This window comes from Microbulbifer mixtoriginis (SeqCode), from assembly GCF_052466695.1.
The window spans coordinates 1,971,029-1,994,942 of the sequence record NZ_CP174285.1; the positions used below are offsets into that span (position 1 = coordinate 1,971,029).

Genomic DNA, 23,914 nt, shown 5'->3' on the forward strand with positions numbered 1-23,914 from the left:
CTCAACTAATTAGACATTAAAACCGTATTGGTTCGTTTTACATAATCATAACAGTGAGGTGACCAGCGAGATGGCATTTAACCTAAAAGACAAATGGGTTTGGGATTTTTGGTTCGCCGTTGATGGCGATCAATACCATATGTTTTATCTACAAGCGGATAAATCCCTCGGCGATCCAGAGCTACGCCATTGGCATGTCTCGATCGGTCACGCCATTTCCACCGACCTGATTCATTGGGCCCCAACGCAAGACGCGATAAAACCCTCCCAATATCAAGAGGGTGACATCGATGAGGCTGCAGACTCCTACACAACCTGGACCGGCTGCGTACATAAAGAGGGCGACACCTGGTACATGTTTTACACGGGTACCAAACACACAGAAAAAGGGCTTATTCAGCGGGTCTGCCTGGCTACCTCCAAAGATCTTTTAAACTGGCAAAAATGTCCGGAAAATCCTCTGGTGGAGTTAGACCCCAAGTTTTATGACGGTCTAAACCTGGAATACTGGCATGATGCCTCCTGGCGCGACCCTTGGATTGTCAAAGATCCCGATCAAGCCCTTTATCATATGTATGTCACTGCCCGTTGTAATCAAGGCAGTCCCGACGGGCGCGGCGCAGTGGGTTATGCCAGCTCCACCGACCTCCTGCACTGGAAAGTTGGAGAGCCCATACTGGCACCGGGCTGGTATGGAGAAATGGAAGTCCCGCAGATTGAAAAAATCCAGGGCCGCTACTATCTCTTCTGCTCTGTCTCCACTCAGTTTCACAGCCAAGCCCACCGCCAGTCTATGAGCGGAAAACCACTTACCGGCACCAAGTATTTTGTCTCCGATGCCCTAAATGGGCCATACACCGTTATTGGTGATGGATTCCTCAGTGCTGACGAGCAGGGCAGCCTATATTCCGGTCGGGTGATACAGGGGCCAGACCAACACTGGTATCTGCTCGCCTTTAACCGCAACGATGCACAAGGCAATTTTATCGGCGGGATTTGCGATCCCAAGAAGATCAAACTCCTTGCGGCTGGGCAACTCACATTGGCAGAGTAACGATAGATGGCCAACGGCATCTTGCGAAAGTACCGGTGCCGTGCCGCCTGCCAAATATCCACCAGGGCCGAAGACTTCACCTAACCTGTAAGCAATCAATAGCTGAAAACTTCCCACTGATTACAGTTTCTTTAGATATTTATCCCCAAGATCCCAGTAAAAACCCTTCCCTTTGCCCCACCCCCCACAATCCAAGCAAATTTTCTTCAGCACCCAAGCAGTACCCGGGCTCCCTCCACTGAAGAGTAACTCTCACTGATTGATTTAGTTAAGCTCTTAAAATCAACAAGTAAATTTTCCGAAAAATTCTATTGCCCACATTAAATCACAGTGGTTTAATAAATAAAAAATGGCCATCCCGCCATGCGAATCAAGAAAAAAGAAGAGCCCAACCTAAATGGGCCGCCAGCAAAAACTAATAACCATAAGTGATGATTGAGGAGAGCGTCGTGAAGGCAGAAGACTTTCAAGCCGATTGCAAATGGGTCAGAGGTTTTAAACCAAGTTCAATCGCCTTGGCGATAGCGGTGGCATCCAGTGTTAGCACTGCGGTAACCGCCCAAGAGCAGCTGGAGATTGAGGAAGTCATCATTACCGCTACGGCACGCCCCGTAACGAAAATGGAATCCAGCATTTCCGTCAGCGCCCTAGATACCGAAGAATTGTCTAACTACGCCCCCCGCTCAACCGCAGAAGTTTTTCGCAGCCTACCAGGTATACGCGCGGAATCTTCTGGTGGCGGTGGCAATGCCAATATCACGGTCAGGGGAATTCCGCTTGCCACTGGTGGCTCCAAGTACATGCAGATCCACGAGGATGGGCTGCCAGTACTCGAATACGGCGATATCAATTTCGGCAATACCGACAACTTTATTCGAGCTGATTCTTCCCTATCTCGAATTGAAAGTGTACGCGGCGGCTCCGCTTCCACCTTTGCCAGCAACTCCCCCGGCGGTGTGATCAATATGATCAGCAAGACTGGAGAAGAAGAAGGCGGGAATATAGGCCTCTCTTTTGGTGCAGATTACGATGAAACCCGCCTGAACTTCGGCTACGGGCACCACCTCAGCGATACCCTGCGGTTTTATGTAGGCGGCTTCCTGCGCGAGGGGGAAGGTGTTCGTGAAACCGGCTTTGATGGCGATTCCGGTGGCCAATTAAAGGCCAATCTCACCAAAGATTTTGACAACGGTTATGTGCGCCTTTACTACAAACACCTTGACAATCGGGTGACCACTTACCTACCCGGCCCGGTAACTTATAAAGGCAATGGAGAGTTCGGTACTGTAGCCAACTTCGATGCCAGCAGCCAGACCCTGCACTCCGACAATTACCGCAATATCTCCACTTTCGATGCCTATGGCAACCCGGTAAGTCGGGATCTCAGCGACGGTATTGAATCCCTGGTAGAAGCCTATGGATTTGAGAGTCAATTTGAATTTGAGAATGGCTGGACCATTACTGACAAGTTCAGAATTTCTGATATAAGCGGTAGCTTTATCTCTCCATTTACTGACACCTTTGGCAATTACGGCCCACAATCCGCACAAAGTATGGCAGACCTGATCTGTGCCAATGCCGTTAGCGGAGAGGGTTCTGCAGTGGACTGTAGTGCAGGAACCACTGTGACCTACGCCAATGGCGGAGAGGTCGATGAATTAGCCTATCTGAACTTATTGTTCGATACAGAAATCCATGACCTGGGGTTGATCGTCAACGATTTCAAAGTCGATAAACTCATTAATGACAATATTGTTGTTTCCGCAGGCTTTTATTACTCCAAGCAAAATATCAAGACCAGCTGGAATAGTTGGAATGCCCTAATCCAAAGCGTAGATGGCAGTGACTCCCAGAATCTAACCATCACAGCGAATGCCAACGGGGACCTACTAGTCGATGATGGCCTCTGGTCGGCAAGCTTCCTGTCCTATGCCTGGGATCTGGAATACGAGACCTACGCTCCTTATATGAACGTGTCTTTCGATGTTGGGGACTTCACCTTCGACGTCAGTGCACGCCACGATATGGTCAATGCAAAGGGCTCTCTGGTTTCCAGTTGCTGTGGTGGCGATACCGATTACGATATCAACGGAGATGGCATTATCAGCGATGTGGAAGATGCGAGCGCATCAGATGCCTTTGGTTTTACCGGTGGCATTATCACTCTGGCTAGCGGTAATACTCAGCTAGTCGACTATGATGCAGATAACACCTCCTTCTCCCTTGGCGGCAACTATGCAATCAATGACAGCATGGCGGTTTTTGCTCGTTACAGTGAAGGTGGCCGCGCAATTGCCGATCGCCTGCTGCAAATTAGCGGCGCTTTAAATAGTGATGGCAGCCTCAGCAACACCACCGATGGCTTTGATTCTGTTGACCAGCTGGAGATCGGTTACAAGTTTAGCGCTGGTGATTTTGATATTTTTGCCACCTATTTCAATACCATCACCGAAGAAACCAATGCGGAAATCACCAGCGGCCTAACTTTCGTACGCGAGTATGATGCACAAGGTATAGAGCTGGAAGGCTCCTATATTTATGGCGATTTCTCGGTTAACGGCAACCTGACCTGGACGGATGCCGAAATCAGCAAAGATGCGAATAACCCATCGGTAGTCGGCAATACTCCCCGCCGTCAGGCAGATATTATTTACACCATTACCCCTCAGTATAATTTTGGTGACAGCCTAACCTTCGGCGCCAGCCTGCAGGGCTCCACTGAATACTACGTTTCAGATTCCAACCAGCTGAAACAAGATGGTTATGTGTTGGTAAATCTGTTCGGCTCTTATTATGTTACTGAGGATCTCACCGTCTCCTTTAATGTAAACAACCTTACTGATGAATTTGTTGTAACTGAGGTTGAAGAGTCTTACGCAGAAGCTGGAGATATTGTTCGCGGCAGGGCCATCAGCGGCCGCTCCACCAGTGTCAGCTTCAATTACGCTTTTTGATCGTTGTCCTCCCTACTCCAGTAAGTCGTTTGCAGCCCGCTTAGGGCCGCTTGCAAACACCGGGTGTCCAGCCTCCCCGTTGGCACCCGGACTTTTTCTTTGACGAGAAACTTACTGCAGTCACTCCTCCAGTGGAGTAGCCTGTTAAAATAAACCGACCAAATATTTCTTTAAATAGAATACCCAGCCAGTGGAGCAAATTAGGATGGAAGTGCAAGGCAACGCAGTAAATACCTTGCTTGGAGGCATAGAAGCCGGCGGCACAAAATTTAATTGTGCAATTGCCGCAAATCCCGATGATGTCTGGGAGAGGGCTAGCTTCCCAACCACCACACCGGAAGAAACCCTCGGTCAGGTCATTGAATTTTTCCAGGCCGGCGCCCAACGCCATGGCCCTATTTCCACACTGGGTGTCGCAAGTTTCGGTCCGGTAGATTTGAACCCGCAATCGAGCCAGTACGGGTTTATCACTAACACCCCTAAAAATGGATGGTCCAATACCAACCTGGCCGGTCAGTTACAGGGGGCTCTCTCTATTCCCGTAGCTTTCGACACTGATGTCAATGGCGCAGCGCTGGGAGAACACCTGTGCGGCGCCGCTGTAGGTGTAAAGAATTTTGTCTACGTCACCATCGGCACCGGTATCGGCGCCGGGGTAATGGTAGATAGCAAACTGGTCAACGGCGCCATGCACCCGGAAATCGGCCATATGTTGATGCCACAGGATCGACGAAGAGACCCCTACCCAGGCCACTGCCCATTCCATGGCAATTGTCTGGAAGGCCTTGCCTGCGGCCCCGCTATTGAAGACCGCTGGGGCCTGCGCGGCCAGAGTATGGACAGTGACCATCCAGCCTGGGATCTACAGGCGGAATACCTAGCCACCATGTGTATAAACCTGACCAGCTGCTACTCACCGGAACGAATTATTCTCGGTGGCGGCGTTATGGAACAAACACACCTGTTCCCACGCATTCGCCACAAGTTTCTCGACCTGGCAGGTGGTTATTTCCCCCAGGTATCCCAAGGCAACATCCGCTCATTTATAGTCCCACCAAAACTCGCCGGCCGCTCCGGAGAGGTGGGCTCTCTGCGTATGGCCCAGGCACTTTGCTCCAACTATTAGATAACCAAATCCTCCCTCACAGGATGTGGAAGCGCCAGGGGAATATTCCTGGCGCCACTCCACCCGCCAAACTGCGCCCCACAACTCCCTTTCCAACTTATATACTCATCTTTGCGACTGTTGGCACAGCGCAAGGTAGCTAGTCTCGTATCCGATCTGATAGGCTTGTCAGTCTTGACCGCCCACTGACGCGGCTGAGCACACTTAAGCGTGGCTCATTAAGGGATAAAGATGAAAATAATTAAAATATTGTTTATAGGCTTAATGGTTTTGGCCACTCAGTTTGTGCAAGCCGGCACCGCTGAACCCACAACATTTACCCGCCAGGGCATTCTCTCTTACAACTTTCATTCCGACTTACTGGGGCGTGGATTTGTAATTGATGTGCTACTGCCGCTCTCCTTTAACCCGGAAGACAATACCCGGTATCCGGTCATATATATGACCGACGGGTATATGAATTTCCCTATGGTGGCACCGAACCTGATCCACGAACAGGTACCCGATGAGCAAGGCAATACCAAACTACCACCAGTGATTTTGGTGGGCATCTCACACCCCCTGGACAGTTCTAACTTCACCTTACGTTTAACAGATTTTACTCCAGTACCTGGAGAGATTAGGGGGAATACTCTGGGTGGTGGCGCCAACCAATTTCTGGCGTTTTTGGAGAACGAGCTCAAGCCTTTTATCAATAATTCTTTCAAGGGAGATGAAAGTGACGAAACACTGGCTGGCCACTCCCTCGGCGGGCTCTTAGCCCTGCACGCCCTCTTCAATCACACCGATAACTTCGACCGCTATGTGATCGGCAGCCCCAGCATCTGGTGGGCGGATAAGCAAATTCTAGAAAGTGAACTCGCTTATGCCGAACGCCAGACTGACTTACCGAAAAGCGTGTATATGTTTATTGGTGGGGAGGAAATCTGCTTAGAAGAAGGAGAGGTTTGCGGCGTTCAAGATTTTAGGGACCTAGCCCAGCGACTCAAGTCCCGAAATTATGAAAATTTGACTCTGCGCAAGCGAGTCATCAAGGGTGAAAACCACGATACCGTAGTTAATCCAGGTTACGATAAAGGGATAGAACAGGTTTTTAAAAGCAAAGTGCTACCACGAAAGTATTCGTTTTAATCGAACCTGCCGGCCCTAGAGCAGAGAAACGCTACAGGGCCCTGACACTACTCGCCTGGCTTGCTATCCATTACTCATACGCGCCACTAATACACTCCTCGGCCTCTAAAAAGACTAACATAGTCTTCTCCAGACTTTCTGCTGCGTCCATAAAAGGCAAGTGATGGCTATCTTTTAGTACTGAGAAACATTTACTCCCTTTATACCTTTTATAATCTGCCTTTACCTGTAAAGGCGTGGTAATGGAATCATTCTCACCGACAACGAATAGCGCTGGTATCTGTAAATGATCGATACCTCCATTAACGCTCATCGCCTGAAGCTCATCGTTCATCTTGTCAGCCAGGCTTCCACGCCGCTCCTGCCACCCAGGGAACTCTTCATCAATTTTTTCAGCGGCTAAAAAACCTCGAATATCAACTCCGTTCGCGACACCACCATTCGCTCGACTCGCCCACTTGGATAGCAGCAAATAATGCTCAGAGGGAGAGTCTTGATATTTTTGTAACTCCTGTATGGCTAATTGGTTGCCTTCCCTTTCCGCCCATTTCAGAGTTACTTCTAAGCTGGTTTCTGCCTGCTTCTGCGCATCCTGGAAGGAAGAGATAAACACCAACCTCTCCAATGTCTCAGGATGCTCACTCGCATAGAGAGCTGCAAGCCCCCCACCCCAAGAGTGACCAACTAAGGTAACCTTATCTTTCTTATAGTGCGCTTTTAAAAAAGAAATCACATTGTGCACATCTTGAATATTGTTCTTTATCGTTAATGTGTCTTCGCTCACCTCAAGAGACTTGCCTGCCCCTCTTTGATGAAGATAAGCCACTAAATACCTTTCTTCGAGCGCCCGCCCAACAGTTACCTGAAATGGAACCAACCCCAACTCCACATCTCCCGGGCCGCCATGTAGAAATAGGATTAATGGTTTAGATAGGTCACGACCTGACACCTCTAGATGCAGCTTTGCACCATCACTATCCACTACTCCTTTATAAACGACCTCTCCCGCAAAGGTGTGCCCGGCAAATAAAGCAAGAGAAGTCCTTACAAGGAAAACATTCAACCACTTCAAATTTAACATATCTTCACCAAAATAAAGTTATAAAAGAGCTTAGGATTTTCAGTGCCCAACTAACAAGATATAAGACAACAATACGATGCTCTGACTTCAAAGAATTTTTATTATAAAAAACCATACAAAACATCAACTTTGAGGTGAGACGAGAATAAAATCAGGTAAAGCAGGAGCCCGCTGAAAAATCTAAAAGCCCACATTCTTAATGGTTAAGAGATACACCAAATCCAAGACCTATTAATAGGAATATGCAGCTCGTGCCACCAGGGTTTAAGTGGCATATTTTTTTAAAATCAGTGCGACCACCAGCTGAATCAAAGTTTATTGCTTCACAGATCACAAATAGCCGACCTTCATCGTCCCAAGCATTTAAGCACCAAGAGAAATTCAAGAATTTCATGGGTATACTACGAACTACCCAAGCAACAATTCACAAAGATGATAAATTTTAATCCCGCTCCAAAAGTTGGCCGACATTGTGCTCCTTGTTAGCTACCTTTAGAGCCCCCCCAAAAATCAAAATAGAAGAACTCATTGATCTCGGTGATAGCGCCTTCAAGTTTTTCACTGAAATCTCCTCAACGTCGGAGAAAGGTGCAAAAAGTGAAACCTCTTCTAATATATCTAAATCACTACTATAAGATTTTAGCGGAGATACTCTCAAAATATCGCCAGGTATATTTGGGATGTGTACATCAAGGCAAAAACCGTTAATAAAAGCAATTTTAGAAAGAATAAATGGCCATGGCGAAAACAACCGATACTCCAACCCCCAACAAGGCTCAGCATCTCGATGCCTTAATACCTTTGGAGACAAAAGTTCACTTATAGCCGCCTCCATCTCATGAATATTCCCTTCGCACAGAGCAATATAAAATCGGCAGTCAATAGCGTAAAGCTTGTATTTTTTAGGAGACCCTGACAAAAAGGCCTCAGCTCTACTTTTCAACAAGCCCCAATCACCGGCAAGCGCCAGCCTAAGTTGCAGAGCATGGAATTCAGGATTGTTTATATTATCGCAAACATATTTACCCTGACTTTTCCTTAGTAAAGGAATGAAATATTGCTTGCCCCAATGGATTAATTCCGGACTATCTGATATCAATGGATACAGGAGCTGACTATCTGGACTCTTCCCCATATCAGCAGGATAAAAGTGTGAGTATAAAGCTAGCACCCTACCAACATCAAATGCAGATTTTTTCGCCTGTTCGATATCACCCTGCTTAAATAAAGCCTGTAAAGTCTGCGCTACAAGAGCATCCATTAACATGAGCAAAGGCCCACTTACTTTACCTCCTTCACTCAGGAAGCGCTTAAAGTTACTTTCACAGCGCTCTATTCTTCCGGGCTTATCAGAAATTTCCAGCCGCTTTAACCCATCCAAGAAAACTTGATCACTCATCTATAAACAACTTATTAAAAATTAACACTAAAGCCCTTAAGGCTAATAATTACAAAATATTTTCATAGCCACCGGGCATACAACATAGAAATTCAAACTCCTCAGACGATCTTTTGGACCAAGGTGAACGAGATAATCTCTATAAGGTTTTAGATTGAATAGATATATACAAACCCACAAGTCCACCAGATCCCTATGACTAGGCGACATTGAATCAACGATAACCACCTTCACTAATAAACTTATCGTCCATGCGCCTCTAGAAAGTCAACCCACTGCTCGACCAGATCTTTAAACTCCACTGTTGACAGCTCTAGGTCAGGAGAACCCAGACCGCTTATAAACTTCGTGTTCTGGTGCTCGATATAAGCCAACCCAAAAATCTCGGCACCGAGCTCAGTATATTTTTTCTCCCCAGACAAAACTGAATCTATTTCCGGCAACACATCCTCTTTAATTTCTTGAGAGGCTGCCCACACCTGAAAAAAACCTTCCAAGACCTCCTCTTCATCCAGCTTAGGATACAAGCTATAGCTATCATATATTTTGACTATGTCTATTCTTCTGTCTGCAGTCCTTAGCTCGCCCACCACAGAAAAAGGAGCGTAGATTTTCATCGATTGTATCCCCACAAAAAAATTCCACTTGACATCAAAGACAAGCCGTACCGAAGCAACGATACTCCCTCATTAAACTTATTGGCCATGTATCTCTAGAAAGTCAACCCACTGTTTGATTAGCTCTCTAAACTCCATTGTTGGCAATTCCAGGTCAGGAGCAATACCCCCTATAAGCTTCGTAACCTGAGGCTTGATATAAGCCACGCCAAAAATATCAGCATCGATATCAGTAAACTCTACATCACCAGATAAAACTGAAATTACTTCCGGCAACAAACACTCCTTAATATCTTGAGAAGAGTCCCAAGCTTGAAGAAAATCATACAAAATCACGTCTTCATCTAGCTCTGAATACAGAAAATAGGTGCCACTCTTTTTGATTATATCTATTCTTCTATCTGCGACCTTTAGCTCGCCCACCACAAAGAAAGGAGGATAAATTTTCAACGACCATATTCCCAAAAAAAACTCACCTAAGCTCAAGCGCTAAGCTGTGTTGAAGTAACAGCTTTTAGCAAGTACAAGCAATCGCAGCCCACCCCGCAATCTAATTACGCTGATTGATGGTACGGTTTGAGCTGAGGCGGCCGTACATCACGAACCCCACCTAAAAAACAGTTAAACAACCAGCCGTTTTACCCAGCGGTAAGGTGAGAGTGAAGTTCAGTAGGCACCAAAGACTGCAACCATTGCCTTTTTACTCAGTTTTTTTCTAGTGACCTAATTGGCCATCAATAGATAAACCAGGTAACGAATTACCAGTGCCGTGTGTGGCTACACTTACCAGCCTGTTGTCACAATAGCAGGGACAAGGCCACCCATCTCTACATCATTTTACTTGCAAATATTTACTGCCAATATATCGCCCACCAATAATGCAGGGAATATATATTATTAATGCATAAACAATGGCCCACCCGGAAGAATTCATAAAAGCAATAAAGGTAACCAGCAAATAGGGGACCGCCGCAACAGCCAATACAATTTTGGCATTCATTGAGGCAGTATCCTCACTTGTACGCGCCGCCATAGCGCCACCCATTAACAATATCAGGGGTAATGAGATAATACTCACCAGCAAGTACAGGGAATGGAAAGGAATAGCAGATAATAGATACAACCAAGAGGCCAAACCGGCAGTAACGGTAAAGAATGCTATACCACATGCCGCCGGGCTTTGCGGTATATTCTTACTGGTTGCTGCACGGTAAAGTGCAATCAATATAGCAACAGCCCCAACTATTAACAAAACATTCATATTATACCTCAATTCTGTTATCAACAGCCGTACAACAAAAGTCCAGAAAAAACTGAACAAAAATATTTCACACCAAAGAATAACAACCAACTACAAAAATAGGGCTGACCCAGCCTTACAACTAATCTTTAAGAGAAATAATTAAAAATTTTACCAACAAGCTCTAAATCCTGATAACCCTTAGGATCAATTTCTTTGCGAAGTACCCTTTTTATATAGTCGATATCTCCCAGCAACCCTTTCACTACACAATAATAAGCACAGCCAAAACCACGTGTTTCCTCTGGAACACTTTCATAAAAGCCCTCCCTAGACTCAAAGTTATACTGATTAGTTAAATAATCTTTACCCACAGTAAAAATACAATCCATTCTGTGTAAAACTTCAGCAACGGCCTCATCTTGACCCCCAAAATCTTGAACATAAATCCTACGACTATGAGTCTTATCTAACGCTTGATGATCCAAATCAATATAGAACATCAACCGTCTCACTGGTATACAATCATCTAACTCGCTGTAAATTTTATCAACCTCTGGAATATAGGTTCCGGCTGCTGGCTGTAAAAGAATTGATGAGGGGGACCCATGAAAACTCCACTCTGGATCAATAATTACTTCACAATACTTTTCCGGTCGGATGTAATATTTATTATTAATAAATTTCCAGCCGTAATATTTGGCCGCCCTAGTTTTGACGGCCTTTAATATCTCGGATTTAAAAGTCATGCCAATCTCATGCAATAGGATAAACTTTACTTATTCTTATCTTATATTTTGTCAATTTGTCGATTTTTGTATAACTAATTTTGCAGCTCCACCCAATCCCCATGGCTAGGCGGCGTTGAAGTAACAATAAAAACCAAATCCATAGAGGCCTTATTGAACATCTGATGAGGAATCCCAGCGGCTATATGCAAACCCTGGCCGGGAGAGAGGGAATACTCTTCGCCACCACATTCAATCGTGGCCGTGCCCTTTAGTACAAAGAAAAACTGTTCAGATTGCCGGTGCAGGTGTCGAACTTCTGAGCAACCAGGAGGCACTCTCTCCTGAATCACACTGAGAGAATCGGTTCGTACCAAGTGCCAGCCATCGCAGCCCTCCCCCCAGGAGTAGTGCTCAGCATTCTCTTTTGAGACGACTGGCATCACTCCTCCCCCCGCAATCTCCGCAAATACTCCTCGCGGGATTTACGCATATTGATAACATGACTTGAGCTGAGGCGGTCGTGCATCAGGTTTCCACCTAAGAAGCAGTTAATCAACCAACCGATCTTTCCCAGCGGTAGGGTGAGAGTGAAGCTCAGTAGCCGCCAGAGGCCGTGGCCATAGCCTATTCGCTCAAATTTTTTGTTGGTGACTTTGTAGCCCATCAAATATTTACCCGGCGTCGCCTGAAAGCGGGAGCTCTCTGCAATCCAGGCCATCAGCAGATAGGCCAGGCAACAGATTCCCAACGCCATGGTTATGGCGGCGCCTTCTGGCATATCGTATACCTTCATCATCACAATCGAGGCGATAAAGCCAACCACGACGTACAACAACAATACATCCAGTAAGACCGCAACGCCTCGGGCCAGCAAGTGGCCAAAGTAGTATTGATCGTAGGTTTCTTCCGGCTGAGTTATTTTCTGCCGGATCAGCTTGCGCCCACCTCGGAGCCCTTGGGCGGGGTCCACAGTAACTTCTTCGCTATGCAGCGAATTAAAAATGCAATCACAAAGGGACTCGTCCAAGGCGCCGTATAAATAGGAGGCATTACCATTCCAGTCGAACAAGCTATTGCAGTACTGAAGAATATTGTTAGAAATCTGAGCTTGTTTTTTACCTTTAGAGGTAACTTCACTAGCCTGCAAATTTATTCTGGCAAAACGTTCGAAGATTGAAAGGCCCAGATTCCAATTATATTCCTCATCGAGCATATAAGGTGTATCGGTGAGAAAACGCCAATTCTCTTTTACATTGAATTTACTGGGCGCTTGCAGCAGCCTATCCACTTGCTCCAACACCCGATGGTACTCGGCAATTCGCAGTGCTCGCTGTGGGTCTTGTTCAGTGTCATCCTCTTCAATAGGATTTTCTTGCACATTATCTTCTTGTGCATTCTTAACTTCAGGATGCTGCTCTTCAGCATGTTTCTCTGTAGAGGCCCCCTGCTGTCTCTCACCCCCAGTTTCCTGATCCTGGGCTTGATTCAGGTCAAGAGTGTCTTTTGATGGAGCTTGCTCAATAGCTTCTGAAGAGACTGGGGAGTGGTCTTGATGATTTGGCTCACTATTTTGTTGCACCTGGGGCTCTACTTGACCCTGTAATTGCACGGCCTCAGGGGAAAGTGCAGCCCGCTCAGCACTTGCAACTTCCGCAAGCACCTCGGTACTTTGCGGTTCCTCACTTTCCTTTTTCTCTTCTTTAAGCTCCTCAGCGGCTTTCAGGGCCCATTTATAGGCGCTGTGTAACTGCTGAAACTCTTCAGGCTTTTCATCCGGGCGGGTTTGCTTCAGTTTTTTTGCGTAGGCGCGCTTGATCGCCCGCGCATCATCGCAGGGTGCTAGCTCGAGTATCTCCCAGGGGCTCATTAAATCCAGTCCTCACCGTCGAGCTTATCGAAAATCTCCGTGAGTTCGGTACGCGCCTTGCCAATCTCCACCAAGTTTTGTTTATCCAAAACCCGATCGAAGCTGGCGAGCAATTTAGCTATATAATCGCGCTGCTCGCCGAGGCTCGCTTCATACAAGCGTTCACCACGGGCGAGTAGCGCCCGGTTTTCCTCATCTTCACGGGGATGAAATTTGAGCTTGGCCAGTTTTCCCAACGCTTGGGCTTTATCCTGTTCATTCAGGGCGCCCGGCGTAAATTCCACTAACTTATTATATGTTTTACCGGTTGAAACGACGGTGACATCCACTTCCAGCAAACCGTTCATATCATAGCTATAGCGCACTTCCACCACTTCCTCGCCCCGGGGTTTCTTGGGTACCGGCACCGTGAGCTCGCCCAGATAAACATTTTTCTTTACCAGGCGATTTTCCCCCTGGTAAATATCGATACAAACTTCGTTCTGATCATCGCGGGCAGTGCAGACGCTACGCACAATACTGACAGGTACCACGGTGTTGCGCTCAATAATCGGCAGGAAGTAATTGCCCAGCTGCGGGCTGTCTTCATTCACGATGCCGGTACCCAGGGTGTAGGGGCATACATCGGTGAGGACGATATCATCCAGCGCAGAATTTTTTTCCTTGAGACCAGCTTGGATAGCCGCCCCCATGGCGACAACGGTATCCGGGTCCAGGTGGCAGGAAGGCAAGCGGCCAAACATGCGCCCCACCATAGAGCGGAACAGGGCCAAGCGGGTGGAGCCACCCACCAATACCACTTCGTCAATTTTAGCGGGTGGCAAGTCGGCATCGCGCATGGCGCGCTCAATCGGGCGCTTGGCTCGCAGCAGCAACGGAGTGCTGAGTTTCTCAAACCATTCGGGAGTCGCTTTCCATTCGAGTTCGCGCCCACCGAGGTTTAATTTAAGTAACTGCTCTGCCTGCTGGCTAATACGGCGCTTGGCCGTTTCCATCTGCATATATAGGTTCTGCAGTTCGCGCGGTTTCAGAGAAGTTTTTTTCAGCTGCAATTCTTCCAGAACGCTGTCGATCATTGCCTCGACAAAATCTTCACCGCCCAGATAGTTATCCCCGGCACTGGCATGTACTTCCATAATGCCATCGAAGAATTCCAGGATGGAGACATCGAAAGTACCACCGCCCAGGTCTAGCACCAGGAAATTCCCCTCCCGCTTATCGTGCAGGCCGTAGGCAATTGCCGCAGCGGTAGGCTCGTTGATCAGGCGCTCTACCTTGAGGCCTGCCAGCTCTCCAGCCAATTTTGTCGCCTGGCGCTGGTTATCGTTAAAGTAGGCGGGCACACTGATTACCGCTTCGCTGACCTCTTCCCCCAGGAAGGCCTCTGCATCCTCTTTGAGAGAGCGCAGTACCAAGGCGGAAAGTTCGGTAGCGGTAAATTGCTGGCGACCCAGTTTGACTTGATGATCGGTGCCCATCAGGCGCTTAAAGGCGGCAACGGTGGTATCACTGTGATTGATCAGGCGCTCTTTTGCGGTTTTCCCCACCACTAGCTTGCCAGTGTCATCCAAACCAACCACCGATGGGGTCAAGGCCTCTCCCAGGCGATTGGGAATCAGCTTCACGCCATCTTCCGTTAAAACCCCACAGGCGCTATTGGTGGTACCCAGGTCAATACCAATAATGGCCATAAATCCCCCTACCTATTTTTCTCAAAACTTGATCAAGCACAGTCGTACCAACGGGTTTTTATACCGTATTTCCCGCAATCTGGTTGGCGCGATATTCTAAGCGCCCCTGCACAAAAATAGCCAGAGAGTGCAAGCACACGAAAGGCAGGTGCAGAAAAACCACACGAATAGACTGGCCGTAGAACAATCCTCCTTCTGGCAGTTCCACATAACTGCCATATCCTTAGAGTCATTCGAAATCCACGAAGAGGCGCGGCCTTGTTGACGGGTAGATTTGAGGGAGTGAACCTCAAAGGGGATCTCTTTGGTGGAGTTACCACAGCCGTGGTTTCGCTACCCATGGCACTGGCGTTTGGGGTTGCTTCCGGGGCAGGAGCCAGTGCGGGGCTGTGGGGGGCGATTCTGATCGGGCTATTTGCCTCCCTCTTTGGGGGTACCCGAACCTTAATCTCTGAGCCTACCGGTGCCATGACAGTAGTAATGGCTGCGGTGATCACCACCATGATGGCAGAGCACCCCAACCAGGGACTGGCAATGGCCTTTACCGTGGTCATCATGGCGGGCATTTTTCAAATTGCTTTGGGGGCGTTAAAGCTCGGCAAATATATTGTCTTGATGCCCTACAGCGTGGTCTCAGGATTTATGTCCGGGGTGGGTATTATTCTGGTAATTTTGCAGATTGGTCCGTTACTCGGCCAACCCACGCCCGCTGGCGGGCCGATGGAAACCGTGCAGGAATTGCCGGAGCTAGTCAGAAATACCCACTATGGGGAACTCTTCCTCGGTTTGCTCACCCTCGGAATGCTGTTTTTTTTACCAAAGAAACTCAAACAGCTGGTTCCCCCCCAACTGGTGGCACTAGTCGCCATTACCTTGCTTTCCATGGTGTTGTTCGACAACGAAGAGATCCGGCGTATCGGCGAAATTCCCAGCGGCTTGCCTTCCCTGATTTTGCCCAACATCACCTTTGATATGTTGTCCACCATGCTGATTGAGGCGTTGGTGCTCGGCACTCTGGGCTGTCTCGATACCCTATTAACTGCGGTAATAGCAGATAGCCTGACACGCAGGGAGCACAACCCCAGCCGGGAATTGATCGGCCAGGGCATCGCTAACACCGTATCCGGTTTGTTTGGCGGGCTGCCCGGCGCGGGTTCCACTATGGGGACCGTGGTGAATATTCAGGTAGGGGCGCGTTCTCCTCTGGCCGGTATAGTGCGTGCGCTGATCCTACTGCTGGTGGTGCTCTGGTTTGCCCCCCTGACGCAACCAATTCCTATGGCGGTATTAGCCGGTATCGCGGTATTCGTCGGCATTAATATTCTCGACTGGAGTTATATCCGACGCGTTCACCATCACCAGGTGGCAATATTCCCAACCTTTATTATGTACAGCGTTCTGTTGATGACCGTGTTTGTGGGCTTGATTTACGCCGTGGCCATTGGTGTATTCCTCGTCAATATCATCACCATTGAGCGGCTCAGCCGTATTCAGGAAAAAAGTGTTAAAGCGATTTCCGGTGTCGAGGAAGGCGATCCTCTCAACCGGCGGGAACGGGAGATGCTGCGGCAGTCAAAAGGACAGATCCTGTTTTTCTTTTTATCGGGCCCAATGTTGTTTGGGGTATCCAAGGCCATTACTCGCCAGCAAGCCGCAGTGGGTAAATTTAAAGTCATCATTATGGATTTGAGCACAGTGCCCATGATTGATACCACCGCGGCATTGGCACTGGAAAACACCATGCGTGATGCCATTAGTTTGGGCTGCAAAGTCTATCTGTACTGCCCCAATGAGCCAACACTGGACAGGTTGGAGAAATTACATATCCGGGATTGGATGGACGAGGATTGTTTTGTAGAAAGCCGGGTTGAGGCTCTCATCAAAGGCTTGGACTTTCTCAATCGCGAAGGCGAAAAAAGGCCTGATCCGCCCTACTAATAAATGCAGTGTTTCTAGAATAAAACATCTATTTAACCTGCAGCCTTAAAATGACATTTTAATGGGTAAGCTTTTTTAATTTGGCAAACATTCATTACCCTTTTCTATTTTGCCTGAATGTAAAATGATAAAAAATCAAAGCAAAAAGCGGAGTCATAACCCCGCTCAAATTTTCCACGCCACACTTTAGCTAAAATTCTGCGGCCATTAGGGAGACAGACGATCCAGCGTCCACAAACCGCTATCATCGGCGCGGTAAATAAAGCGGTCGTGCAGGCGATTGGCACCACCCTGCCAAAACTCCACCGCGTGTGGCACTACCCGATAACCGCCCCAAAAATCTGGCAGCGGCACTTGTCCATCTGCAAAGCGCGCCTTTTCTTGGTCAAACTGTTTTTGCAGTTCCTCACGGGATGACAGTGGCTGGCTCTGGCGCGAGGCCCAGGAGGCCAGCTGGCTTTCCAGGGGCCGGGACTGGAAATACTGCTCGGCATCCTCACGCGTCACCGACTCCACATTGCCGCTAACAATGACCTGGCGCTCCAGGCTGTGCCAGGGGAACAGCAGGGATACCTGCGGGTTCCTCTCCATATCATGTGCTTTTTTGCTCTGCAGGTTTGTGTAAAAAACAAAGCCGCGCTCGTCAAAACCTTTTAGCAATACAATGCGCTGGGTGGGCTGGCCGCTGCTATCGGCCGTGGCCAGACACATGGCACTAGGGTCAGAAAGTTTGGCCGCCAGAGCCTCCTCAAGCCATTCGCGAAACTGCTCCACCGGGGTGGCTTTTAACTCCGAACGGCGCAAACCGCCAAGCAGATATTCACGACGCCATTGATCGATTTCCATGGTGCTACTTCCTAAGTTATTCAAGCTCAAAATATATCCAGCCAGCTGAAGCAAAGCGATTTTTATTCCAGCTACGCGACAAATCTTCTTGTATCGCAACTCCCTTTACACAAGGAATCTTGCGGCTCGGGCGCCAAGTTTCCTGTCGCGATACGGGACGAATCTCAATTTTCCTGCGTATTTCCCCTCGCAGGTGCAGACTCTGCGGGCGCTTGCGTGCTTTTTAGTGGGCCGCTAGGCTCACGGCATTTTTACACAAATAAGGAAAATGGTGGCTATGTCCTCTGCGCCCACATGCGCCCAGGTGCTCATGCGCCTGCTGCGCGACTACCAGGTGGAAAAAGTCTTCGGCATCCCCGGTGTCCACACCATCGAACTGTACCGAGGTCTGCCCGGCAGTGACCTGATGCATATCACTCCGCGCCACGAACAGGGTGCCGCCTTTATGGCGGATGGCTATGCCCGTGCCAGTGGCAAGATTGGTGTCTGCTTCCTGATCACCGGCCCCGGTCTCACCAACGCCGCCACCGCCATGGCGCAAGCCTATTCCGATTCGATTCCCATGCTGGTGATCTCCGCAATCAATCGCCGCGAAGACCTGGGCATGGGCCGCGGCCGCCTGCATGAACTGCCGCAACAGAGTGATGCCAGCCGCGGCTTCTGTATCTGGCAGCACACGCTCAGCCAGGCTGAGCAATTACCAGAGGTGATGGCACGGGCATTCCAGCTGCTACAGTCCAGCCGCCCGGGGCCTGTGCATATCGAAATCCCCATCGACCTGTTCCCGGCTCCCATGCCCGGCCAGCTGGAAGACTACAAAGCTGCACCAGCCGCTATGGCCCCGGCGGCAAATAGCGCTGCTATCACCACGGCCGCCGAATGGCTGCAATCCGCCCAGCGCCCGGTCATCCTCCTCGGCGGCGGTGCCCAGAGCGCCGGCGAAGCGGCTACCCAAATTGCTGAAAAAATTGCTGCCCCGGTATTTCTGTCTCTGGCCGCCAAAGGCGTTGTAGATGAACGCCATCCACTGTGTGGCGGTGCCAACCTGAGTTTCGATTGTGTACGCAACCGCGTGGAGAATGCGGATGTGGTGCTGGCCGCGGGCACCGAACTCTCTGAAACCGATCGCAACCTGGTGCGGGACGATTACGCCTTCTCCGGCAAACTGATTCGTATCGATATAGATGCTGCACAGCTGGTATGCAACGCCCAACCGGATCTGGCGATCTGTGCTGACGCCAAAGAGAGCTTGCAACAATTGGAAGCCGCCCTGAACCAACGCGATGCAACAGCAGGCGAACATTCTGAAAAAGAGGTTGCCCAGTTGCTGAAAGACTGCCGCAAAGAGTGGTGGGATGGCTCCGAACAACGCTTCCCCTGGGTTGAGGCCCTGCGCGAAGCCCTGCCGGAAAACGGTATCCTGGTGACAGACTCCACCCAGCTGGCCTATAACACTAACCACGCCCTGCCCCTATATCATCCGCGTAGCCATGTGACCTGCACTACCGGTTATGGCACCCTGGGCTTCGCCCTGCCTGCGGCAGTTGGCGCCAAGCTCTCTAGCGAGCGGGATGTGATCGCCCTGATCGGCGATGGCGGCCTGATGTTTACCCTGGGCGAATTGGCGGTGGCTGTTGAGCAACGTTTACCTCTGCCCATCCTGGTATGGAATAACGCCGGCTACGGCGAAATCCGCGACTTTATGGATGCGGCGGAAGTGCCGCAGGAAGGTGTAAACCTGAGCACCCCGGATTTTGTTGCCCTGGCCAAGGCCTTTGGCGCCGAGGGCTGTCGTATCGACCAGCCCGGCCAATTGGCGCAAGCAGTAGCCGATGCCCTGGGCCGCCAGACCCCAACCCTGATCGAAATCAGCGCGCCTTCAGGCGCAGAACAAATGGAAGCGTGACATGACAGATCTCAGCAAACTGCCCACGGGCAAGCTGTTTATTAACGGCGAATGGCGCGAGCCTCTGGGTACCGGGACTCACCCGGTGATCAACCCGGCCACCGAAGAATTAATCTGCCAAGTGGCCGAAGGCTCGGCCGAAGATGTGGATCTCGCCGTGGAAGCCGCGCGCCAAGCCTTCCACAGCTGGCGCAACAGCACCGCACAGATGCGCCGCGAACTGCTCAACGCCATTGCCGACGGTATGGAAAAACGCAAGGAAGATCTGGTTCAGGCCGTGTCCCAGACACTCGGCTGCCCCGAACATATCACCCGCTGGTTGCATGTGGATGGCCCTATCTATGCCATGCGCTACTACGCCGAGCGCACCGCAGAAATGGAAAAAACAGAGAAGGCCGGCCATTCCGTACTGTTCCGCGAGCCCGTGGGCGTGTGTGGTTTTATCACTCCCTGGAACTACCCACTGCACCAGTTTGTGGGCAAAGTGGCCCCGGCCCTGGCCGCCGGCTGCACCATGATCACCAAACCCGCCGAGATCACGCCGCTGCAAGATTTTGTGATGGCGGAAATTATTGAAGAGGCAGGAGTCCCCGCCGGCGTCTTCAACTTGGTACCCGGTGCCGGCTCCGAAGTGGGTGCGGCACTCTCTGCCCATCCCGGTATCGATATGGTCTCCTTCACCGGTTCCACTCGCGCCGGTGTGGAAGTGGCCAAGGCCGCTGCGCCCACGGTGAAGCGCGTAACCCAGGAATTAGGTGGTAAGTCCCCTCTGATTATCACCCCCGATGCAGATCTGGAAGCCGCCGTGCGTTGGGGCTGTGAAGATGTGTTTATCAACAGTGGCCAGACCTGTACCGCCCTCACCCGTATGCTGGTACCTGCCGAACGCTATGACGAAGCGGTAGAAATCGCCCGCCAGGTAGCCGAAGACATCGCCATGGGCACCAATGAAAATGCCTTTATGGGCCCACTCTCTTCCGCGCGCCAGCGCGAGATAGTGCGCGGCTATATCCAGAAGGGTATCGACGAGGGTGCACGCCTGGTCACTGGCGGCGCCGAGGTGCCCTCTGGGCTGGAGAAGGGCTTTTATGTGAAGCCCACAGTATTTGCCGATGTACACAACGATATGAACATCGCCCGAGAAGAGATCTTTGGCCCTGTGACCTGCCTGATCCCTTACAAGGATATGGATGAGGCAATTACCATCGCTAATGACACCGAATACGGCCTATCCAGCGGTGTTTGGGCAAAAGATGCAGAGAGCGCCATGCCTCTGGTGCGCCGCATCGAGGCAGGCCTATGTTTCGTCAATGGCGGCGAGTTTAATTACGACGCACCCTTTGGCGGCTACAAGCGCTCTGGCAACGGGCGCGAATTTGGCGAGGCCGGCCTCGGCGAGTTTATCGAACTGAAATCCGTGCAACTGCCGGCATAAACTTCTGCACCGCCTGCAATCGTGGGCGGTGCAGTTGACTGCCAATCCCCTCCCCGCTATCTTTGCTCGCACATCACGAGAGTGGCTGACGCCAACGCCAACCTGCCGACCGGGGCAAGGTGGTTCTCTCTCTGCTGGCACACCAAAGCCTGCGGGGAGGATGGGGCTCTACAAGAGCAATCCAACCGGATTAGCGAATACCCTTTCGCCGCTTCCACGTCAGCCCTCCAAAGTTTTACCCTTGGAGGGACCATGTCCGAATCACCGTTATCCAGTAAAGACGTTATAGAAATTCAAATTGCCAACCAACGCAGCCGCACCGCGGTGAGAGCCGTGAGACGGGCCGATCGGCAATTGTTGTGGCAACTACTGTTCGACACCGCGGAAGAAGCTTTAAAATTCGCCACCAGCTGCCGTGCCAGTGAGCAGCCAATCACTGCCCACAAGGCCTGCGAGCTGGCGGGATAAACGAGAATCCAGTGGCGCCATTTTGATTCGCGCCAGATACCTAGTGCCACGAGCACCCGACAGGAGCTAAAAACAATATCATGTCCAAGCCAGAACAATTCTTTGAGCACCTGCGCAACGAGCTAAAACAAATTGAAGCCGACGGCCTCTATAAGCGGGAGCGGATCATTACCTCCCAGCAGGCCGCCGAGATACAGGTGAACAACGACACCCAGGTACTGAACTTCTGTGCCAATAACTACCTGGGCCTGGCCGATCACCCGGACCTGATCAAAGCCGCCAAAGAAGGCCTGGACCAGTACGGTTTCGGTATGGCCTCAGTGCGCTTTATCTGTGGTACCCAGGACATCCACAAGGCACTGGAATCGCGCCTGTCAGAATTCCTACACACCGAAGACACCATCCTCTACACCTCCTGTTTTGATGCCAATGGTGGCCTTTTCGAAACCCTGCTGGGTCCAGAGGATGCAATAATCTCCGATGCCCTGAACCACGCTTCAATTATTGACGGCGTTCGTCTGTGTAAGGCCAAGCGCTACCGCTACGCCAACAACAATATGGCGGAGTTGGAGAAACAACTACAGGCAGCTGACGCCGAAGGCGCCAAAACCAAGCTGATCGCCACCGATGGTGTCTTCTCCATGGATGGTGTGATCGCCGACCTAAAAGCGATTTGCGATCTGGCTGACCGCTACAATGCCCTGGTGATGGTCGACGACTCCCACGCGGTAGGCTTCCTCGGTGAACACGGCCGCGGCACCCACGAATACTGTGACGTCATCAATCGTATCGATATTATTACTGGCACTCTGGGCAAGGCCCTGGGCGGTGCTTCCGGCGGTTTCACCTCTGGCCGCAAGGAAATTATCGATCTGCTGCGCCAGCGCTCTCGCCCCTACCTGTTCTCCAACTCAGTAGCCCCAGCTATTGTCACTGCCTCCCTGAAAGTGCTCGATATGCTAATGGAAGGTGGTGAACTGCGGGAGCGGTTACGCGAAAACTCTGCGTATTTCCGCAAGCGCATGTCCGAAGCTGGCTTCACCCTGGCCGGTGCCGACCATCCAATTATTCCGGTCATGATCGGCGATGCCGCTCTGGCTCAAAAAATGGCAGACAAGATGCTGGAGCGCGGCATTTATGTAGTGGGCTTCTTCTACCCTGTAGTACCTAAAGGCCAAGCCCGTATTCGCACCCAGATGTCTGCGGCGCACACTCAAGAGCAACTCGATCAGTGCATTGATGCCTTCATTGAAGTGGGCCGCGAGCTGAAAATTATTTAATTCCCAAATAATCGCGGCGCTGTCTAACAACGGATCAATCCTATTGCCAGATGGTGCTGCGCCTTTCTTTTTGTAGTTTTAATGACAATGAAAGCACTTTCTAAACTGAAGTCTGAAGTGGGTATTTGGCTTACCGATGTGGAAATCCCCGAGCCGGGCCATAACGACCTGCTGATCAAAATTCACAAAACCGCCATCTGCGGCACCGACATGCATATTTATAACTGGGATGAGTGGTCGCAAAAGACCATCCCAGTGCCCATGGTAGTGGGGCACGAATATGTGGGTGAAGTAGTTGGTATGGGCCAGGAAGTTGCCGGTTTTGAAGTGGGCGACCGCGTTTCCGGCGAAGGGCATATCACCTGTGGCCACTGCCGTAACTGCCGCGCCGGCCGCCGCCACCTTTGCCGTAACACTTACGGTGTTGGTGTGGACCGCCAGGGCGCTTTTGCCGAATACTTGGTAATCCCGGCATTAAACGCTTTTAAAATTCCAGACAACATCTCCGATGAGCTGGCTTCCATTTTTGACCCCCTCGGTAACGCCGTACACACCGCCCTCTCTTTCGATCTGGTGGGCGAAGATGTATTGATCACCGGCGCCGGTCCTATCGGCATTATGGCCGCAGCAGTCGCCAAACATGTTGGCGCACGCCATGTGGTCATCACTGATATCAACGAATATCGCCTGGATCTGGCCCGCAAGATGGGGGCCACCCGTGCCGTGAATGTCTCCAAGGAAAACCTTAAAGATGTGATGACAGAATTGGGCATGAGCGAAGGCTTCGATGTGGGCTTGGAAATGTCCGGGGTTCCCGTTGCCTTCCGCGATATGCTCGAGGCAATGAACCACGGTGGCAAGATCGCCATGCTCGGTATTCCCGCCGGAGAAATGGCTATTGACTGGAGCCAGGTCATCTTCAAAGGTTTGATCATAAAAGGGATCTACGGCCGCGAAATGTTCGAAACCTGGTACAAGATGGCCAGCCTGATTCAATCCGGTCTGGACCTGACCCCGATTATTACCCACCAGTTCCCAATCGACGATTTCCAGAAAGGCTTCGACACCATGGGCTCTGGTGAGTCCGGCAAAGTGATCCTCAACTGGCAATAACTATTGCTCTTGGCCGTGGATAACTCCACGGCCTTAC

Annotated in this window: 21 protein-coding genes and 1 riboswitch; of the genes, 10 read left to right on the forward strand and 11 right to left on the reverse strand. The window is 50.3% G+C overall.

All coding sequences use genetic code 11. The features are described 5' to 3' along the window. The first annotated feature begins 70 nt into the window (after positions 1-70). The 4 genes from ACJJI0_RS08725 to ACJJI0_RS08740 all read left to right on the forward strand — a co-directional run bounded on the left by ACJJI0_RS08725 (position 71) and on the right by ACJJI0_RS08740 (position 6,265). Positions 71-1,054, forward strand: a complete 984-nt coding sequence (locus ACJJI0_RS08725; protein ID WP_444885547.1) for a glycoside hydrolase family protein — start codon at positions 71-73, stop codon at positions 1,052-1,054. 449 nt (positions 1,055-1,503) lie between these two features. Continuing rightward, on the forward strand, positions 1,504-4,008 hold the full coding sequence (locus ACJJI0_RS08730) for a TonB-dependent siderophore receptor (protein ID WP_444885548.1): 2,505 nt from the start codon (positions 1,504-1,506) through the stop codon (positions 4,006-4,008). A 205-nt stretch (positions 4,009-4,213) separates the two neighbouring features. Continuing rightward, on the forward strand, positions 4,214-5,134 hold the full coding sequence (locus tag ACJJI0_RS08735) for an ROK family protein (RefSeq protein WP_444885549.1): 921 nt from the start codon (positions 4,214-4,216) through the stop codon (positions 5,132-5,134). A 231-nt stretch (positions 5,135-5,365) separates the two neighbouring features. Continuing rightward, a complete protein-coding gene (locus tag ACJJI0_RS08740) occupies positions 5,366-6,265 on the forward strand; it encodes an alpha/beta hydrolase (protein WP_444885550.1) in 900 nt (299 codons plus the stop codon). Positions 6,266-6,335: 70 nt separating this feature from the next. Here the strand turns inward: ACJJI0_RS08740 and ACJJI0_RS08745 are convergent, their stop codons facing one another. From ACJJI0_RS08745 to ACJJI0_RS08790, 10 genes are all read right to left on the reverse strand, one after another. After that, positions 6,336-7,346, reverse strand: a complete 1,011-nt coding sequence (locus ACJJI0_RS08745) for an alpha/beta fold hydrolase (RefSeq protein ID WP_444885551.1) — start codon at positions 7,344-7,346, stop codon at positions 6,336-6,338. A 442-nt stretch (positions 7,347-7,788) separates the two neighbouring features. Further along, entirely contained in the window at positions 7,789-8,745 is a 957-nt protein-coding gene (locus tag ACJJI0_RS08750; RefSeq protein ID WP_444885552.1) for a hypothetical protein, read from the reverse strand. A 242-nt stretch (positions 8,746-8,987) separates the two neighbouring features. After that, positions 8,988-9,362, reverse strand: a complete 375-nt coding sequence (locus tag ACJJI0_RS08755) for a hypothetical protein (RefSeq protein ID WP_444885553.1) — start codon at positions 9,360-9,362, stop codon at positions 8,988-8,990. Positions 9,363-9,440: 78 nt separating this feature from the next. Next, entirely contained in the window at positions 9,441-9,812 is a 372-nt protein-coding gene (locus ACJJI0_RS08760) for a hypothetical protein (RefSeq protein ID WP_444885554.1), read from the reverse strand. A gap of 382 nt (positions 9,813-10,194) precedes the next feature. Beyond that, positions 10,195-10,623 carry a hypothetical protein gene (locus tag ACJJI0_RS08765; protein ID WP_444885555.1) on the reverse strand — a complete coding sequence of 143 codons (429 nt, stop codon included), beginning with the start codon at positions 10,621-10,623 and terminating at the stop codon, positions 10,195-10,197. A gap of 128 nt (positions 10,624-10,751) precedes the next feature. Continuing rightward, the gene (locus ACJJI0_RS08770; protein ID WP_444885556.1) at positions 10,752-11,351 is read right to left on the reverse strand and encodes a hypothetical protein; all 600 of its coding nucleotides are present in this window, start codon (positions 11,349-11,351) and stop codon (positions 10,752-10,754) included. Between the two features lie 74 nt (positions 11,352-11,425). Next, positions 11,426-11,773: a cupin domain-containing protein gene (locus ACJJI0_RS08775; RefSeq protein ID WP_444885557.1), complete on the reverse strand. Its 348-nt coding sequence runs from the start codon at positions 11,771-11,773 to the stop codon at positions 11,426-11,428. Continuing rightward, complete coding sequence (locus ACJJI0_RS08780) at positions 11,773-13,200, reverse strand: RDD family protein (RefSeq protein ID WP_444885558.1); 1,428 nt, start codon at positions 13,198-13,200, stop codon at positions 11,773-11,775. The genes ACJJI0_RS08775 and ACJJI0_RS08780 overlap by 1 nt, the downstream gene beginning before the upstream one ends. Then, on the reverse strand, positions 13,200-14,891 hold the full coding sequence (locus tag ACJJI0_RS08785) for an Hsp70 family protein (protein ID WP_444885559.1): 1,692 nt from the start codon (positions 14,889-14,891) through the stop codon (positions 13,200-13,202). Before ACJJI0_RS08785 ends, ACJJI0_RS08780 begins: the two co-directional genes overlap by 1 nt. 58 nt (positions 14,892-14,949) lie before the next feature. Continuing rightward, on the reverse strand, positions 14,950-15,099 hold the full coding sequence (locus ACJJI0_RS08790) for a hypothetical protein (protein ID WP_444885560.1): 150 nt from the start codon (positions 15,097-15,099) through the stop codon (positions 14,950-14,952). A gap of 53 nt (positions 15,100-15,152) precedes the next feature. Here ACJJI0_RS08790 and ACJJI0_RS08795 point away from each other — a divergent pair, with 53 nt between their 5' ends. Beyond that, the gene (locus tag ACJJI0_RS08795; protein ID WP_444885561.1) at positions 15,153-16,829 is read left to right on the forward strand and encodes a SulP family inorganic anion transporter; all 1,677 of its coding nucleotides are present in this window, start codon (positions 15,153-15,155) and stop codon (positions 16,827-16,829) included. 207 nt (positions 16,830-17,036) lie between these two features. Here ACJJI0_RS08795 and pdxH read toward each other — a convergent pair whose 3' ends face one another. Continuing rightward, complete coding sequence (gene pdxH, locus ACJJI0_RS08800; RefSeq protein ID WP_444885562.1) at positions 17,037-17,675, reverse strand: pyridoxamine 5'-phosphate oxidase; 639 nt, start codon at positions 17,673-17,675, stop codon at positions 17,037-17,039. 277 nt (positions 17,676-17,952) lie between these two features. On the opposite strand from pdxH, the gene ACJJI0_RS08805 reads away from it, so the two are divergent. From ACJJI0_RS08805 to tdh, 5 genes are all read left to right on the forward strand, one after another. Beyond that, on the forward strand, positions 17,953-19,581 hold the full coding sequence (locus ACJJI0_RS08805; protein WP_444885563.1) for a 5-guanidino-2-oxopentanoate decarboxylase: 1,629 nt from the start codon (positions 17,953-17,955) through the stop codon (positions 19,579-19,581). Position 19,582: 1 nt separating this feature from the next. Beyond that, a complete protein-coding gene (locus ACJJI0_RS08810; RefSeq protein WP_444885564.1) occupies positions 19,583-21,016 on the forward strand; it encodes an aldehyde dehydrogenase family protein in 1,434 nt (477 codons plus the stop codon). 65 nt (positions 21,017-21,081) lie between these two features. After that, positions 21,082-21,210: riboswitch (SAM-I-IV-variant riboswitch) on the forward strand. A gap of 58 nt (positions 21,211-21,268) precedes the next feature. Continuing rightward, positions 21,269-21,484 (forward strand): hypothetical protein, encoded by a 216-nt coding sequence (locus ACJJI0_RS08815; protein WP_152454298.1) that lies wholly within the window; start codon positions 21,269-21,271, stop codon positions 21,482-21,484. A gap of 80 nt (positions 21,485-21,564) precedes the next feature. Further along, complete coding sequence (locus ACJJI0_RS08820; RefSeq protein WP_444885565.1) at positions 21,565-22,764, forward strand: glycine C-acetyltransferase; 1,200 nt, start codon at positions 21,565-21,567, stop codon at positions 22,762-22,764. Between the two features lie 87 nt (positions 22,765-22,851). Then, complete coding sequence (tdh, locus tag ACJJI0_RS08825; protein ID WP_444885566.1) at positions 22,852-23,877, forward strand: L-threonine 3-dehydrogenase, zinc-binding type; 1,026 nt, start codon at positions 22,852-22,854, stop codon at positions 23,875-23,877. The last annotated feature ends 37 nt before the right edge of the window (positions 23,878-23,914 follow it).